We start from the raw sequence: 15,086 nt of genomic DNA, 5'->3' as shown, positions 1-15,086 counted from the left end.
CTGTTCATGCCAGCTCCAGGCTGTAGCCGAGCCCGCGATGGGTCAGGATCAGGTTGGCGTGGGGATCCCGCTCCCGCAGCTTGGCGCGGATGGTCTTGATGTGGGTGTCCACGGTGCGATCCAGACTCTCCTCCGCCCCGCTCCACACCAGATCCATCAGCTGCTGGCGGGAGTAGACCCGGCCCGGCGCCTGCATCAGGGTCTTGAGCAGCAGGTATTCGTAACGGGTGAGCGCCAGCGGCTGGCCGTGAAAGCTGATGCGGGCCCGCTCCTCGTCCAGCGCCAGCAACTGGCTCGGTGGGGGCGTGGTTGGCTGGCTGCGGCGCAGGATGACCCGTACCCGGGCGCACACCTCCCGTGGCGAGAAGGGCTTGGCCACATAGTCGTCGGCCCCGATCTCCAGTCCGATCAGCCGGTCTATCTCCTCGCTGCGGGCGGTGAGAAACATCAGCGGGGTATCGCACAGTGCCCGCACCTGTTTGCACAATTCGAAACCGCTGATGTCCGGCAGCCCCACATCCAGGATCAGAAAGTCGGGGCGCGTCTGTTCCAGTCGCGCCAGCAGCGGTTGGCCGAGGGAAAACCACTCCACCTCGAAACCGTCGGTTTGCAGCGCGTAAATCAGGGTGTCGGCGATGCTGGCTTCATCTTCCACCAGCCAGATGGTTCGTTTTTGCATGGCATCCTCGTCGCAAATCAGCTGCCCCATTCTGGCATCGAACCAAATCGGATCCTATTTGCCGTTTGATTTTTTCAAAAAAGGTATTAATATTTCGCCATTCTTTCGAATCGAAACTTAAAGATGACCAAACGTAATACTCAGCAGCGCCGTCACACCATAGTGAGCCTGGTGCAGGAGCAGGGTGAAGTGAGCGTCGATGCCCTGGCCAAACACTTCGCCACCTCCGAAGTGACCATCCGCAAAGATCTGGCGGTGCTGGAGACCGGTGGCCTGCTGCTGCGCCGTTACGGCGGTGCCGTTCCCCTGCCCTCCGAGATGGTGGTGGAGAGCAATCCCGAGCAAGTTTCGAAACGAAAGCTGGCGATTGCCCGTGCGGCTGCCGAACGGATCCGTGATCACAATCGCGTCATCATCGACAGCGGCAGCACCACCAGCGCCATGATCCCCATGCTGGGCAACAAGCGCGGCCTCATCGTGATGACCAACTCCCTCAACGTGGCCGGCGCCCTGCGCGAGCTGGAGAACGAACCCACCCTGCTGATGACCGGTGGCACCTGGGATCCCCACTCCGAATCCTTCCAGGGGCAGGTGGCGGAGCAGGTGCTGCGCTCCTATGACTTCGACCAGCTGTTCATCGGCGCCGATGGCATCGATCCTGAACGCGGTACCACTACCTTCAACGAGCTGGTGGGCCTCTCCCGGGTCATGGCCGAAGTGTCGCGGGAGGTCATCGTCATGGTGGAGTCGGAGAAGATCGGCCGCAAGATCCCCAATCTCGAACTGCCCTGGTCCGGCATCCATACCCTGGTGACTGACGAGGGGCTGGCCAGTGCGGCCAGAGAACAGATCCAGGCCAGGGGGATCCAGCTGATTTGCGCCCCCGTGGCCGTTTGACCTGAACAAACCATTATCCAACCGAATTAACGTCTTACGTCTCAAGGAGAAGTGTATGTGTGGCATCGTCGGGGCCGTCGCCCAACGTGATGTGGCTGAAATCCTGGTAGAGGGCCTGCGCCGTCTGGAATACCGTGGCTACGATTCGGCCGGTGTCGCCGTGTTCAGCGCCAACCAGCCGCTGCAGCGGGTGCGTCGGCTGGGCAAGGTGGCCGAGCTGGCCAAGGCGCTGGAAGAGCAGTCCGTCCACGGTGGGACCGGCATTGCCCACACCCGTTGGGCTACCCATGGCGAGCCGTCCGAGCGCAACGCTCACCCCCACGTCTCCGAGCATATCGTGGTGGTGCACAACGGCATCATCGAAAACCACGAAGAGCTGCGTGAAGAGCTCAAGGCACTGGGCTATGTGTTCAGCTCCGACACCGACACCGAGGTGATCGCCCACCTGGTGCACCACGAACTGAAATCCGCCCCCAACCTGCTGGCGGCCATGCAGGTCGCGGTGAAGCAGCTGCGCGGCGCCTACGGCACCGTCGTGATGGACAGCCGTGACGACAGCCGCGTGGTGGTGGCCCGCTCCGGCTCCCCGCTGGTGATCGGTCGCGGTATCGGCGAGAACTTCATCGCCTCCGACCAGATGGCACTGCTGCCGGTGACCCGTCGCTTCATCTTCCTGGAAGAGGGTGACGTGGCCGAAGTGACCCGCCGCGACGTGCACATCTTCGATACCCACGGCGAGGCCGTGGTGCGCGAGGAGCTGGAGTCCGAGCTCTCCCACGATGCCGGTGACAAGGGTGAATACCGTCACTACATGCTGAAAGAGATCTACGAGCAGCCCAAGGCCATCACCAATACCCTGGAAGGTCGGCTGGGTTCGGATCACGTGGTGGTCGAGTCGTTCGGCAACGGCGCCCGCGCCATCTTCGACAAGGTCGAGCACGTCCAGATCGTCGCCTGCGGCACCTCCTACAACTCCGGCATGGTGGCTCGCTACTGGTTTGAAGAGATCGCCGGCGTCTCCTGCGACGTGGAGATCGCCTCCGAATTCCGCTACCGCAAGTCGGTGGTACGTCCCAACAGCCTGCTGGTGACCCTCTCCCAGAGCGGCGAGACCGCCGACACTCTGGCCGCCCTGCGACTGGCCAAGGAGTCCGGCTACATGAGCTCGCTGGCCATCTGCAACGTGCCGGGTTCCTCCCTGGTGCGTGAATCGGATCTGGCCTTTATGACCCGGGCCGGTGCCGAGATCGGGGTGGCCTCCACCAAGGCGTTCACCACTCAGCTGGCCGGTCTGCTGATGCTGGTAGCCTCGGTCGGTCACTGCCGCGGTAACCTGAGTGCCGCCGCCGAGGCCGAGCTGGTCAAGGCGCTGCAAGCCCTGCCGCTGCGCATCAAGGAGAGCCTGGCGCTGGCCAAGGATATCGAAGCCCTGGCCGAAGAGTTTGCCGACAAGCACCACAGCCTGTTCCTAGGCCGTGGCAGCCAGTACCCCATCGCCATGGAAGGGGCGCTGAAGCTCAAAGAGATCTCCTACATCCACGCCGAGGCCTATGCCGCCGGTGAGCTCAAGCACGGCCCGCTGGCGCTGATCGATGCCGAGATGCCCATCATCGTCGTGGCGCCGAACAACGATCTGCTGGAGAAGCTCAAGTCCAACGTGGAAGAGGTGCGTGCCCGTGGCGGTATCCTCTACGTGTTCGCCGATGCCGATGCCGGCTTCAAGAGCGACGAGACCATGCGGGTGATGAGCCTGAACCACGTGGAAGAGATGATCGCGCCGATCGTCTATACCGTGCCGTTGCAGCTGCTCTCCTACCACGTTGCCCTCATCAAGGGCACCGACGTGGATCAGCCGCGCAACCTGGCGAAATCCGTGACCGTGGAATAAGCCGTCGCCGGAAATGAAAAAGATGTGGGCGGACAATAAAGTCTTAAACTGAACAAAATAGATCTAAACTATGACAATAAAGTCTTAAACTAGACAGAATAGTTGTAAACTGAAATCAGTCCAGTTATGCTGTGAAAAAGCATACTGGACTTTTGTTATGGCTAAAGCAAACTCTTCATTTTCTGAAGTGCAAATTGCCCGTCGTATTAAAGAGGGGCGTGGCCAAGGGCATGGTAAAGACTATATTCCATGGCTAACAGTACAAGAAGTTCCTTCTTCAGGTCGTTCCCACCGTATTTATTCTCATAAGACGGGACGAGTCCATCATTTGCTATCTGACTTAGAGCTTGCTGTTTTTCTCAGTCTTGAGTGGGAGAGCAGCGTGCTAGATATACGCGAGCAGTTCCCCTTATTACCTAGTGATACCAGGCAGATTGCAATAGATAGTGGTATTAAGCATCCTGTTATTCGTGGTGTAGATCAGGTTATGTCTACTGATTTTTTAGTGGACTGCAAAGATGGTCCTTTTGAGCAGTTTGCTATTCAAGTCAAACCTGCAGCAGCCTTACAAGACGAGCGTACCTTAGAAAAACTAGAACTAGAGCGTCGCTATTGGCAGCAAAAGCAAATTCCTTGGTTCATTTTTACTGATAAAGAAATAAATCCCGTAGTAAAAGAAAATATTGAATGGCTTTATTCAGTGAAAACAGAAGAAGTTTCTGCGGAGCTTTTAGCACAACTATCCCCATTGGCCCATATCCTGCAAGAAAAAGGAGATGAAAACATTATCAATGTCTGTAAGCAGGTTGATATTGCTTATGATTTGGAGTTAGGCAAAACATTGAGTGAGATACGAGCCTTAACCGCAAATGGTTTTATTAAGTTCAATATTTATAAGTCTTTCAGGGCAAATAAGTGTGCAGATCTCTGTATTAGCCAAGTAGTGAATATGGAGGAGTTGCGCTATGTGGCAAATTAATGAGGTTGTGCTATTTGATAATGATCCGTATCGCATTTTGGCTATAGAGGATGGCCAAGTTGTCTGGATGCAAATAAGCGCTGATAAAGGAGTTCCACAAGCTAGGGCTGAGTTGTTGCTAATGCAGTATTTAGATGAAGGCCGCTTAGTTAGAACTGATGACCCTTATGTACATCTTGATTTAGAAGAGCCGTCTGTAGATTCTGTCAGCTTCCAGAAGCGCGAGGAGGATTATCGAAAAATTCTTCCTATTATTAATAGTAAGGATCGTTTCGACCCTAAAGTCAGAAGCGAACTCGTTGAGCATGTGGTCCAAGAACATAAGGTTACTAAGGCTACAGTTTATAAGTTGTTACGCCGTTACTGGCAGCGTGGTCAAACGCCTAATGCATTAATTCCTGACTACAAAAACAGCGGTGCACCAGGGGAAAGACGTTCAGCGACAGGAACAGCAAAGATTGGCCGAGCCAGAGAATATGGTAAGGGTGAAGGAACCAAGGTAACGCCCGAGATTGAACGCCTTTTTAGGTTGACCATAGAAAAGCACCTGTTAAATCAAAAAGGTACAAAGACCACCGTTGCCTATAGACGATTTGTGGACTTGTTTGCTCAGTATTTTCCTCGCATTCCCCAAGAGGATTACCCAACACTACGTCAGTTTCGTTATTTTTATGATCGAGAATACCCTAAAGCTCAGCGCTTAAAGTCTAGAGTTAAAGCAGGGGTATATAAAAAAGACGTACGACCCTTAAGTAGTACAGCCACTTCTCAGGCGTTAGGCCCTGGGAGTCGTTATGAGATTGATGCCACGATTGCTGATATTTATTTAGTGGATCATCATGATCGCCAAAAAATCATAGGAAGACCAACGCTTTACATTGTGATTGATGTGTTTAGTCGGATGATCACGGGCTTTTATATCGGCTTTGAAAATCCGTCTTATGTGGTGGCGATGCAGGCTTTTGTAAATGCTTGCTCTGACAAAACGGCCATTTGTGCCCAGCATGATATTGAGATTAGTAGCTCAGACTGGCCGTGTGTAGGTTTGCCAGATGTGTTGCTAGCGGACCGTGGCGAATTAATGAGTCATCAGGTCGAAGCCTTAGTTTCTAGTTTTAATGTGCGAGTGGAAAGTGCTCCACCTAGACGTGGCGATGCTAAAGGCATAGTGGAAAGCACTTTTAGAACACTACAAGCCGAGTTTAAGTCCTTTGCACCTGGCATTGTAGAGGGCAGTCGGATCAAAAGCCATGGTGAAACAGACTATAGGTTAGATGCATCTCTGTCGGTATTTGAGTTCACACAAATTATTTTGCGTACGATCTTATTCAGAAATAACCATCTGGTGATGGATAAATACGATCGAGATGCTGATTTTCCTACAGATTTACCGTCTATTCCTGTCCAGCTATGGCAATGGGGTATGCAGCATCGTACAGGTAGTTTAAGGGCTGTGGAGCAAGAGCAGTTGCGAGTAGCGTTACTGCCTCGCCGAAAGGTCTCTATTTCTTCATTTGGCGTTAATTTGTGGGGTTTGTATTACTCGGGGTCAGAGATTCTGCGTGAGGGTTGGTTGCAGCGGAGCACTGATATAGCTAGACCTCAACATTTAGAAGCGGCTTATGACCCAGTGCTGGTTGATACGATTTATTTGTTTCCGCAAGTTGGCAGCCGTGTATTTTGGCGCTGTAATCTGACGGAACGTAGTCGGCAGTTTAAAGGTCTCTCATTTTGGGAGGTTTGGGATATACAAGCACAAGAAAAACACAATAAAGCCAATGCGAAGCAGGATGAGTTAACTAAACGCAGGGAGCTTGAGGCGTTTATTCAGCAAACCATTCAGAAAGCGAATAAGTTAACGCCCAGTACTACTGAGCCCAAATCAACACGCATTAAGCAGATTAAAACTAATAAAAAAGAAGCCGTGACCTCGGAGCGTAAAAAACGTGCGGAGCATTTGAAGCCAAGCTCTTCAGGTGATGAGGCTAAAGTTATTCCTTTCAACGCAGTGGAAGCGGATGATCAAGAAGATTACAGCCTACCCACATACGTGCCTGAATTATTTCAGGATCCACCAGAAAAGGATGAGTCATGAGTGCTACCCGGATTCAAGCAGTTTATCGTGATACGGGGGTAGAGGCTTATCGTGATAATCCTTTTATCGAGGCCTTACCACCATTACAAGAGTCAGTGAATAGTGCTGCATCACTGAAATCCTCTTTACAGCTTACTTCCTCTGACTTGCAAAAGTCCCGTGTTATCAGAGCTCATACCATTTGTCGTATTCCAGATGACTATTTTCAGCCATTAGGTACGCATTTGCTACTAAGTGAGCGTATTTCGGTCATGATTCGAGGTGGCTACGTAGGCAGAAATCCTAAAACAGGAGATTTACAAAAGCATTTACAAAATGGTTATGAGCGTGTTCAAACGGGAGAGTTGGAGACATTTCGCTTTGAGGAGGCACGATCTACGGCACAAAGCTTATTGTTAATTGGTTGTTCTGGTAGTGGGAAGACGACCTCTCTTCATCGTATTCTAGCCACGTATCCTCAGGTGATTTACCATCGTGAACTCAATGTAGAGCAGGTGGTGTATTTGAAAATAGACTGCTCGCATAATGGTTCGCTAAAAGAAATCTGCTTGAATTTTTTCAGAGCGTTGGATCGAGCCTTGGGCTCGAACTATGAGCGTCGTTATGGCTTAAAACGTCATGGTATAGAAACCATGTTGGCTTTGATGTCGCAAATAGCCAATGCACATGCTTTAGGGTTGTTGGTTATTGATGAAATTCAGCATTTAAGCCGCTCTCGTTCGGGTGGATCTCAAGAGATGCTGAACTTTTTTGTGACGATGGTGAATATTATTGGCGTACCAGTGATGTTGATTGGTACCCCTAAAGCACGAGAGATTTTTGAGGCTGATTTGCGGTCTGCACGTAGAGGGGCAGGGTTTGGAGCTATATTCTGGGATCCTATACAACAAACGCAACGTGGAAAGCCCAATCAAGAGTGGATCGCTTTTACGGATAATCTTTGGCAATTACAGCTTTTACAACGCAAAGATGCGCTGTTATCGGATGAGGTCCGTGATGTGTGGTATGAGCTAAGCCAAGGAGTGATGGACATTGTAGTAAAACTTTTTGTACTCGCTCAGCTCCGTGCGCTAGCTTTAGGCAATGAGCGTATTACCGCTGGTTTATTGCGGCAAGTGTATCAAGATGAGTTAAAGCCTGTGCACCCCATGCTAGAGGCATTACGCTCGGGTATCCCAGAACGCATTGCTCGTTATTCTGATCTAGTCGTTCCCGAGATTGATAAACGGTTAATCCAACTTCAGCTAGATATCGCAGCGATACAAGAACAAACACCAGAAGAAAAAGCCCTTCAAGAGTTAGATACCGAAGATCAGCGTCATTTATATCTGATGCTGAAAGAGGATTACGATTCAAGCCTGTTAATTCCCACTATTAAAAAAGCGTTTAGCCAGAATCCAACGATGACAAGACAAAAGTTACTGCCTCTTGTTTTGCAGTGGTTGATGGAAGGCGAAACGGTAGTGTCAGAACTAGAAAAGCCCTCCAAGAGTAAAAAGGTTTCGGCTATAAAGGTAGTCAAGCCCAGCGACTGGGATAGCTTGCCTGATACGGATTTACGTTATATCTATTCACAACGCCAACCTGAAAAAACCATGCATGAACGGTTAAAAGGGAAAGGGGTAATAGTGGATATGGCGAGCTTATTTAAACAAGCAGGTTAGCCATGAGAAACTTTCCTGTTCCGTACTCGAATGAGCTGATTTATAGCACTATTGCACGGGCAGGCGTTTATCAAGGGATTGTTAGTCCTAAGCAGCTGTTGGATGAGGTGTATGGCAACCGCAAGGTGGTCGCTACCTTAGGTCTGCCCTCGCATTTAGGTGTGATAGCAAGACATCTACATCAAACAGGACGTTACGCTGTTCAGCAGCTTATTTATGAGCATACCTTATTCCCTTTATATGCTCCGTTTGTAGGCAAGGAGCGCCGAGACGAAGCTATTCGGTTAATGGAGTACCAAGCGCAAGGTGCGGTGCATTTAATGCTAGGAGTCGCTGCTTCTAGAGTTAAGAGCGATAACCGCTTTAGATACTGCCCTGATTGCGTTGCTCTTCAGCTAAATAGGTATGGGGAAGCCTTTTGGCAACGAGATTGGTATTTGCCCGCTTTGCCATATTGTCCAAAACACGGTGCTTTAGTCTTCTTTGATAGAGCTGTAGATGATCACCGACATCAATTTTGGGCTTTGGGTCATACTGAGCTGCTTTCAGACTACCCCAAAGACTCCCTATCTCAATTAACAGCACTAGCTGCTTATATAGCCCCTCTGTTAGATGCTCCACGAGCGCAAGAGCTTTCCCCAAGCCTTGAGCAGTGGACGCTGTTTTATCAGCGCTTAGCGCAGGATCTAGGGCTAACCAAAAGCAAGCACATTCGTCATGACTTGGTGGCGGAGAGAGTGAGGCAGACTTTTAGTGATGAGGCACTAGAGAAACTGGATTTAAAGTTGGCAGAGAACAAGGACACGTGTTGGCTGAAAAGTATATTCCGTAAGCATAGAAAAGCCTTTAGTTATTTACAGCATAGTATTGTGTGGCAAGCCTTATTGCCAAAACTAACGGTTATAGAAGCGCTACAGCAGGCAAGTGCTCTTACTGAGCACTCTATAACGACAAGACCTGTTAGCCAGTCTGTGCAACCTAACTCTGAAGATTTATCTGTTAAGCATAAAGACTGGCAGCAACTAGTGCATAAATACCAAGGAATTAAGGCGGCAAGACAGTCTTTAGAGGGTGGGGTGCTATACGCTTGGCTTTACCGACATGACAGGGATTGGCTAGTTCACTGGAATCAACAGCATCAACAAGAGCGTCTGGCACCCGCCCCTAGAGTTGATTGGAACCAAAGAGATCGAATTGCTGTACGACAACTATTAAGAATCATAAAGCGTCTAGATAGTAGCCTTGATCACCCAAGAGCGACATCGAGCTGGCTGTTAAAGCAAACTCCTAACGGAACCTCTCTTGCAAAAAATCTACAGAAACTGCCTTTGGTAGCGCTTTGCTTAAAGCGTTACTCAGAGAGTGTGGAAGATTATCAAATTAGACGGATTAGCCAAGCTTTTATTAAGCTTAAACAGGAAGATGTTGAGCTTAGGCGCTGGCGATTATTAAGAAGTGCAACGTTATCTAAAGAGCGGATAACTGAGGAAGCACAAAGATTCTTGGAAATGGTTTATGGGGAAGAGTGAGTGGTTAGGCTAGCTACATTTAATGACAATGTGCAGGTTGTACATATTGGTCATTTATTCCGTAACTCGGGTCATAAGGAGTGGCGTATTTTTGTTTGGTTTAATCCAATGCAAGAACGGAAATGGACTCGATTTACTCATTTGCCTTTATTAAGTCGAGCTAAGGTGGTTAACAGTACAACAAAGCAAATAAATAAGGCGGATCGTGTGATTGAGTTTGAAGCATCGGATCTTCAACGAGCCAAAATAATCGATTTTCCTAATCTCTCGTCCTTTGCTTCCGTACGCAACAAGGATGGAGCGCAGAGTTCATTTATTTACGAAGCTGAAACACCATATAGCAAGACTCGTTATCACATCCCACAGTTAGAGCTAGCTCGGTCATTATTTTTAATTAACTCCTATTTCTGTCGAAGCTGTTTGAGCAGTACCGCTTTACAGCAAGAGTTCGACGTTCAGTATGAGGTTGAGCGAGATCATTTAGAGATAAGGATCTTACCCAGTTCATCGTTTCCTAAAGGGGCGTTAGAGCAGTCGGCCGTAGTGCAGCTTTTGGTTTGGTTGTTTTCGGATCAAGATGTTATGGATTCGTATGAAAGTATTTTTAGGCACTATCAACAAAATAGAGAAATTAAGAACGGCGTTGAAAGCTGGTGCTTTAGCTTTGACCCTCCGCCCATGCAGGGTTGGAAATTACATGTAAAAGGACGTTCTTCTAACGAGGATAAGGATTATTTAGTTGAGGAAATAGTAGGTTTAGAAATCAACGCTATGCTTCCTAGCACAACAGCTATTAGCCATGCCTCTTTTCAGGAAAAGGAGGCAGGTGATGGTAGTACGCAGCACATAGCGGTTTCAACAGAGTCAGTTGTTGATGATGAGCATCTACAGTTGGACGATGAGGAAACAGCCAATATAGACACAGACACACGAGTCATAGAGGCTGAGCCGACATGGATAAGTTTTAGTAGACCTAGTCGAATTGAAAAATCTCGCAGGGCAAGAAAAAGTAGCCAAACTATTTTAGAAAAAGAAGAAGCAACAACAAGTGAAAATAGTAATTTGGTTAGTACTGATGAGCCACACTTAGGTGGTGTCCTAGCAGCGGCAGATGTGGGTGGGAAGCAGGATGCAACCAATTACAACTCTATTTTTGCTAATCGATTTGCTGCTTTTGATGAGCTACTTTCAATTCTAAAAACTAAATTTGCATGTCGGGTGCTTTTTGAAGAAACCTTGGTTTTGCCAAAAGTTGGGCGTAGCCGATTACATCTGTGTAAAGATGGCTCACCAAGAGTGATTAAAGCCGTTGGGGTGCAACGTAATGGCAGTGAATTTGTATTGCTAGAGGTGGATGCATCGGATGGGGTGAAAATGCTTTCTACCAAAGTGTTGAGTGGCGTTGATAGCGAAACATGGCGGAATGATTTTGAAAAGATACGGCGTGGAGTGGTGAAGAGCTCATTGAATTGGCCAAATAGTTTGTTTGATCAATTATATGGACAAGACGGGCATAGAGGGGTGAATCATCCAAAGGGGTTGGGGGAGCTGCAAGTATCGAGAGAGGATATGGAAGGGTGGGCTGAGAGAGTGGTTAGAGAGCAATTTACGCATTAAAGGAATGACTGAAAGAGCCTGTAAACCCTTTTGTGTAAGTGCTTTTGCCGGTCAGTTAAAGGTGGCCATTTAAACGGTCACCAAATTCGATCATAAAACGGTTCATGGCCGGCTTCCAGTTGCGGATCGGCATCGTCCATTTCTTGGTCGCCGCCTGGATAGCCAGGTACACCACCTTCATCGCTGATTCGTCCGTAGGGAACACCTTGAGTTCATATTAATGGAATTTTCTACAAATAGCCTCCGTGGTTTTGAGGGGGGATTACAGACGATCCATAGTAGTAATCCAATGAGTTCTTGAGCGCGGCGACATGTTTGGACGCCTTGGCAAAAATTAGAGCCTGCTTGAAGTGCAGGCGAGCACGTGCTTGGACGATTGATCCATTCGCGGTCAAAAACTCAATCTTGGATGACAGCGTGTCAGGAAATCCAATATCGAAGTCCCGCCCCGTGTCAAAGTAGGGCATTTCATGATCAAAGGACGAAGCTTCCCAGGCCACTTCCCTAATATTCCAGCCGCTAGAAACAAGATTTCGTACGACTTCATCAACTTTTTTGCTTTCCAACTTGTCACAAAGTGCATAGGCAAGAGCTTTGGCGGCAGACACGTGCGTTTCCTCTTAAACATAGGTCGAACGGATACCCGAGGCAAAGCGGAGCATTAGTCCCAAAGCATCTCCGGTAGATCCGGAGGCTCCATACTGAAGGCATGGCATCTTGGGCATTGATATTTGAAACTTCTCTCTAGATAGCAGGGATTTCTTGGCCTTGCCTCATGCTGATAGCTTGTAAATATCACACGATCCTTAGCCCCACAAAGTGAGCATACTCCGTAGCTTTCATTTATAGAAATCGTCGTTAGATTGTCGCAGCATGTGCACGTTCCGACTATTTGCTCAGGAAGCATCGCCATACCTTGGCCTAGGTAAAGAAGATCAGACTCGTAGCCACATCGGTGGCAACTGAGCTTGTACGCAATGCCCATCTGGTTGTCTCACCTGAATCGTAACGTCAGAGCTATTCATCCATCCATTCGGCATCAATGTATGCCACTAAGCCGACCAGCTGACCGTTTGGACTGAAGTATGTTGCCTGCACCCCACTTGACATCTCATCAATACCACCGCACTGCGCTAGGCGCCGGTCCCACTTGCCCACAGAAGCGTCAGGATCGGCTGAGTTCCCCAAGACCCTTGTGAGCCATGCCTCCTTTAACTCAACCTCTCGAATGATTGCGTCGGCCAGCTCCTCCGCGTTATCTAGTTCGACATAGTCTGGAATTCGGACGTACGTTCTGAACACAGCTGGATACTTACTTGGGCGATTGTCATACATGACATCAACAATGTACCCGTTTGTGTAACCGTCTCTTGGAGGTTCGTATGACACTAGTGGTTCCCCTCAGCTTGCGACTAGATGTTGAGGCCTAACATTTTATTAGAGAGCAGGCTAGTTGCTTAGATACATGATCTTCAGGCCGTTATCTGTCAGGGCAAGCGAAAATTGGCCATTTATGACGACCAATGCCCCGCAGAAGCTCCCATCTTTGCCGCCATAGACGCCGCGCCCCCCTTTTGGGGTGTAGAACATCCTTTTGCCAGATGTGGAAAAGAAGTTCGTTGTCCCATTGTTGGCAATGACGTAGTAGCCGGCGAAAGTGCGAGACCCATTTGCGCTATATATAAGCCTACGATTTCCGTTGCGACTATTGTCGTAATTGGATGAACTATTATCGTAGTTGCTCTCAGAGTTGTCGTAATTTGATGGACTATTGTCGTAATTGCTTATGGAGTTGTCGTAGTTGCTTGGAGAAATGTCGTAGTTGGATGGGGAGTAGTCATAGGGAAGACGAGCTTCATCCACTAAAACAATTGGCAGGTCAGCAAGTGCCTGCCCCGATGCCATCGCAAGTACGAGGCTTAGAACCACCTTCAACAGATCGCGCATAGTCTTCCCCAGCTCTCTAACGCTTGAGTTAAGCCGCGCCGCGAAGCGGCGTCGGCTTGAACGAATTGTTAGACATTATTTGCCGACTACCTTGGTGATCTCGCCTTTCACGTAGTGAACAAATTCTTCCAACTGATCTGCGCGCGAGGCCAAGCGATCTTCTTGTCCAAGATAAGCCTGCCTAGCTTCAAGTATGACGGGCTGATACTGGGCCGGCAGGCGCTCCATTGCCCAGTCGGCAGCGACATCCTTCGGCGCGATTTTGCCGGTTACTGCGCTGTACCAAATGCGGGACAACGTAAGCACTACATTTCGCTCATCGCCAGCCCAGTCGGGCGGCGAGTTCCATAGCGTTAAGGTTTCATTTAGCGCCTCAAATAGATCCTGTTCAGGAACCGGATCAAAGAGTTCCTCCGCCGCTGGACCTACCAAGGCAACGCTATGTTCTCTTGCTTTTGTCAGCAAGATAGCCAGATCAATGTCGATCGTGGCTGGCTCGAAGATACCTGCAAGAATGTCATTGCGCTGCCATTCTCCAAATTGCAGTTCGCGCTTAGCTGGATAACGCCACGGAATGATGTCGTCGTGCACAACAATGGTGACTTCTACAGCGCGGAGAATCTCGCTCTCTCCAGGGGAAGCCGAAGTTTCCAAAAGGTCGTTGATCAAAGCTCGCCGCGTTGTTTCATCAAGCCTTACGGTCACCGTAACCAGCAAATCAATATCACTGTGTGGCTTCAGGCCGCCATCCACTGCGGAGCCGTACAAATGTACGGCCAGCAACGTCGGTTCGAGATGGCGCTCGATGACGCCAACTACCTCTGATAGTTGAGTCGATACTTCGGCGATCACCGCTTCCCTCATGATGTTTAACGCCTGAATTAAGCCGCGCCGCGAAGCGGTGTCGGCTTGAATGAATTGTTAGGCGTCATCCTGTGCTCCCGAGAACCAGTACCAGTACATCGCTGTTTCGTTCGAGACTTGAGGTCTAGTTTTATACGTGAACAGGTCAATGCCGCCGAGAGTAAAGCCACATTTTGCGTACAAATTGCAGGCAGGTACATTGTTCGTTTGTGTCTCTAATCGTATGCCAAGGAGCTGTCTGCTTAGTGCCCACTTTTTCGCAAATTCGATGAGACTGTGCGCGACTCCTTTGCCTCGGTGCGTGTGCGACACAACAATGTGTTCGATAGAGGCTAGATCGTTCCATGTTGAGTTGAGTTCAATCTTCCCGACAAGCTCTTGGTCGATGAATGCGCCATAGCAAGCAGAGTCTTCATCAGAGTCATCATCCGAGATGTAATCCTTCCGGTAGGGGCTCACACTTCTGGTAGATAGTTCAAAGCCTTGGTCGGATAGGTGCACATCGAACACTTCACGAACAATGAAATGGTTCTCAGCATCCAATGTTTCCGCCACCTGCTCAGGGATCACCGAAATCTTCATATGACGCCTAACATTTTATTAGTAAGCATGCTCGTTTTGTCACCCGCTGATGCTTACCGTTAATTAATATAATCACTTGTATTAAATAGACTTTCTTTAAAAATACAAGACACTCTGTTATTACAAATCGTGCATGCCGTCTATCCTGCTTGCACGATGCACATTATCTCACCCAAAGAACTCATAACATTTTAATTTATTTAGCATTAAATTAAAACTCTACCGGTAAACAAGCATCTCTAGGCGTAAAAAACAGGCACTTTTTTAAGGGTATACGGATTTAATGGTTGATGGGGCACCTTCACCCCATCAATCTGATACCACCCTCAGATGGTTGATAGATCG

13 protein-coding genes are annotated in these 15,086 nt (G+C 49.1%); 7 read left to right on the top strand and 6 right to left on the bottom strand.

Annotated features, from left to right (window positions below):
- Window positions 1-4 precede the first annotated feature (4 nt).
- Complete coding sequence (gene blrA, locus PG899_RS17595; RefSeq protein WP_077096349.1) at window positions 5-679, bottom strand: beta-lactam response regulator transcription factor BlrA; 675 nt, start codon at window positions 677-679, stop codon at window positions 5-7.
- A 123-nt stretch (window positions 680-802) separates the two neighbouring features.
- Between blrA and PG899_RS17590 the strand changes: the two genes are divergently transcribed.
- From PG899_RS17590 to PG899_RS17560, 7 genes are all read left to right on the top strand, one after another.
- Window positions 803-1,576, top strand: a complete 774-nt coding sequence (locus PG899_RS17590; protein WP_017410463.1) for a DeoR/GlpR family DNA-binding transcription regulator — start codon at window positions 803-805, stop codon at window positions 1,574-1,576.
- Between the two features lie 55 nt (window positions 1,577-1,631).
- A complete protein-coding gene (glmS, locus tag PG899_RS17585) occupies window positions 1,632-3,464 on the top strand; it encodes a glutamine--fructose-6-phosphate transaminase (isomerizing) (RefSeq protein WP_077096317.1) in 1,833 nt (610 codons plus the stop codon).
- A 157-nt stretch (window positions 3,465-3,621) separates the two neighbouring features.
- Window positions 3,622-4,443 carry a TnsA endonuclease N-terminal domain-containing protein gene (locus tag PG899_RS17580; RefSeq protein WP_001029679.1) on the top strand — a complete coding sequence of 274 codons (822 nt, stop codon included), beginning with the start codon at window positions 3,622-3,624 and terminating at the stop codon, window positions 4,441-4,443.
- Window positions 4,430-6,538, top strand: a complete 2,109-nt coding sequence (locus tag PG899_RS17575; RefSeq protein ID WP_000267723.1) for a DDE-type integrase/transposase/recombinase — start codon at window positions 4,430-4,432, stop codon at window positions 6,536-6,538. The genes PG899_RS17580 and PG899_RS17575 overlap by 14 nt, the downstream gene beginning before the upstream one ends.
- Window positions 6,535-8,202 (top strand): AAA family ATPase, encoded by a 1,668-nt coding sequence (locus PG899_RS17570; RefSeq protein ID WP_001276994.1) that lies wholly within the window; start codon window positions 6,535-6,537, stop codon window positions 8,200-8,202. Before PG899_RS17575 ends, PG899_RS17570 begins: the two co-directional genes overlap by 4 nt.
- 2 nt (window positions 8,203-8,204) lie before the next feature.
- Window positions 8,205-9,731, top strand: a complete 1,527-nt coding sequence (locus PG899_RS17565) for a TnsD family Tn7-like transposition protein (RefSeq protein WP_001243518.1) — start codon at window positions 8,205-8,207, stop codon at window positions 9,729-9,731.
- On the top strand, window positions 9,732-11,348 hold the full coding sequence (locus PG899_RS17560) for a Tn7-like element transposition protein TnsE (protein ID WP_000251879.1): 1,617 nt from the start codon (window positions 9,732-9,734) through the stop codon (window positions 11,346-11,348).
- A gap of 55 nt (window positions 11,349-11,403) precedes the next feature.
- Here PG899_RS17560 and PG899_RS17555 read toward each other — a convergent pair whose 3' ends face one another.
- The 5 genes from PG899_RS17555 to sat2 form a co-directional block, all read right to left on the bottom strand.
- Entirely contained in the window at window positions 11,404-11,529 is a 126-nt protein-coding gene (locus tag PG899_RS17555; RefSeq protein ID WP_000870005.1) for a hypothetical protein, read from the bottom strand.
- 49 nt (window positions 11,530-11,578) lie between these two features.
- Complete coding sequence (locus tag PG899_RS17550; protein WP_001271300.1) at window positions 11,579-11,956, bottom strand: hypothetical protein; 378 nt, start codon at window positions 11,954-11,956, stop codon at window positions 11,579-11,581.
- Between the two features lie 841 nt (window positions 11,957-12,797).
- A complete protein-coding gene (locus PG899_RS17540) occupies window positions 12,798-13,295 on the bottom strand; it encodes a hypothetical protein (RefSeq protein ID WP_001444089.1) in 498 nt (165 codons plus the stop codon).
- A 75-nt stretch (window positions 13,296-13,370) separates the two neighbouring features.
- Window positions 13,371-14,159, bottom strand: a complete 789-nt coding sequence (gene aadA1, locus PG899_RS17535; protein ID WP_001206315.1) for an ANT(3'')-Ia family aminoglycoside nucleotidyltransferase AadA1 — start codon at window positions 14,157-14,159, stop codon at window positions 13,371-13,373.
- A gap of 57 nt (window positions 14,160-14,216) precedes the next feature.
- The gene (gene sat2 / locus PG899_RS17530) at window positions 14,217-14,741 is read right to left on the bottom strand and encodes a streptothricin N-acetyltransferase Sat2 (protein ID WP_000704156.1); all 525 of its coding nucleotides are present in this window, start codon (window positions 14,739-14,741) and stop codon (window positions 14,217-14,219) included.
- Between the last annotated feature and the right edge of the window lie 345 nt (window positions 14,742-15,086).

The sequence above is a fragment of the Aeromonas sp. QDB39 genome (genome assembly GCF_027707585.1).
Taxonomy (GTDB): domain Bacteria; phylum Pseudomonadota; class Gammaproteobacteria; order Enterobacterales; family Aeromonadaceae; genus Aeromonas; species Aeromonas hydrophila.
This window is presented reverse-complemented; position numbering and strand designations above follow the sequence as displayed.

Bases quoted from the DNA above. Each gene is read 5' to 3' on its own strand.
- blrA (WP_077096349.1), bottom strand. From the start codon at position 679: ATGCAAAAACGAACCATCTGGCTGGTGGAAGATGAAGCCAGCATCGCC.
- PG899_RS17590 (WP_017410463.1), top strand. From the start codon at position 803: ATGACCAAACGTAATACTCAGCAGCGCCGTCACACCATAGTGAGCCTG.
- glmS (WP_077096317.1), top strand. From the start codon at position 1,632: ATGTGTGGCATCGTCGGGGCCGTCGCCCAACGTGATGTGGCTGAAATC.
- PG899_RS17580 (WP_001029679.1), top strand. From the start codon at position 3,622: ATGGCTAAAGCAAACTCTTCATTTTCTGAAGTGCAAATTGCCCGTCGT.
- PG899_RS17575 (WP_000267723.1), top strand. From the start codon at position 4,430: ATGTGGCAAATTAATGAGGTTGTGCTATTTGATAATGATCCGTATCGC.
- PG899_RS17570 (WP_001276994.1), top strand. From the start codon at position 6,535: ATGAGTGCTACCCGGATTCAAGCAGTTTATCGTGATACGGGGGTAGAG.
- PG899_RS17565 (WP_001243518.1), top strand. From the start codon at position 8,205: ATGAGAAACTTTCCTGTTCCGTACTCGAATGAGCTGATTTATAGCACT.
- PG899_RS17555 (WP_000870005.1), bottom strand. From the start codon at position 11,529: ATGAAGGTGGTGTACCTGGCTATCCAGGCGGCGACCAAGAAATGGACG.
- PG899_RS17540 (WP_001444089.1), bottom strand. From the start codon at position 13,295: ATGCGCGATCTGTTGAAGGTGGTTCTAAGCCTCGTACTTGCGATGGCA.
- aadA1 (WP_001206315.1), bottom strand. From the start codon at position 14,159: ATGAGGGAAGCGGTGATCGCCGAAGTATCGACTCAACTATCAGAGGTA.
- sat2 (WP_000704156.1), bottom strand. From the start codon at position 14,741: ATGAAGATTTCGGTGATCCCTGAGCAGGTGGCGGAAACATTGGATGCT.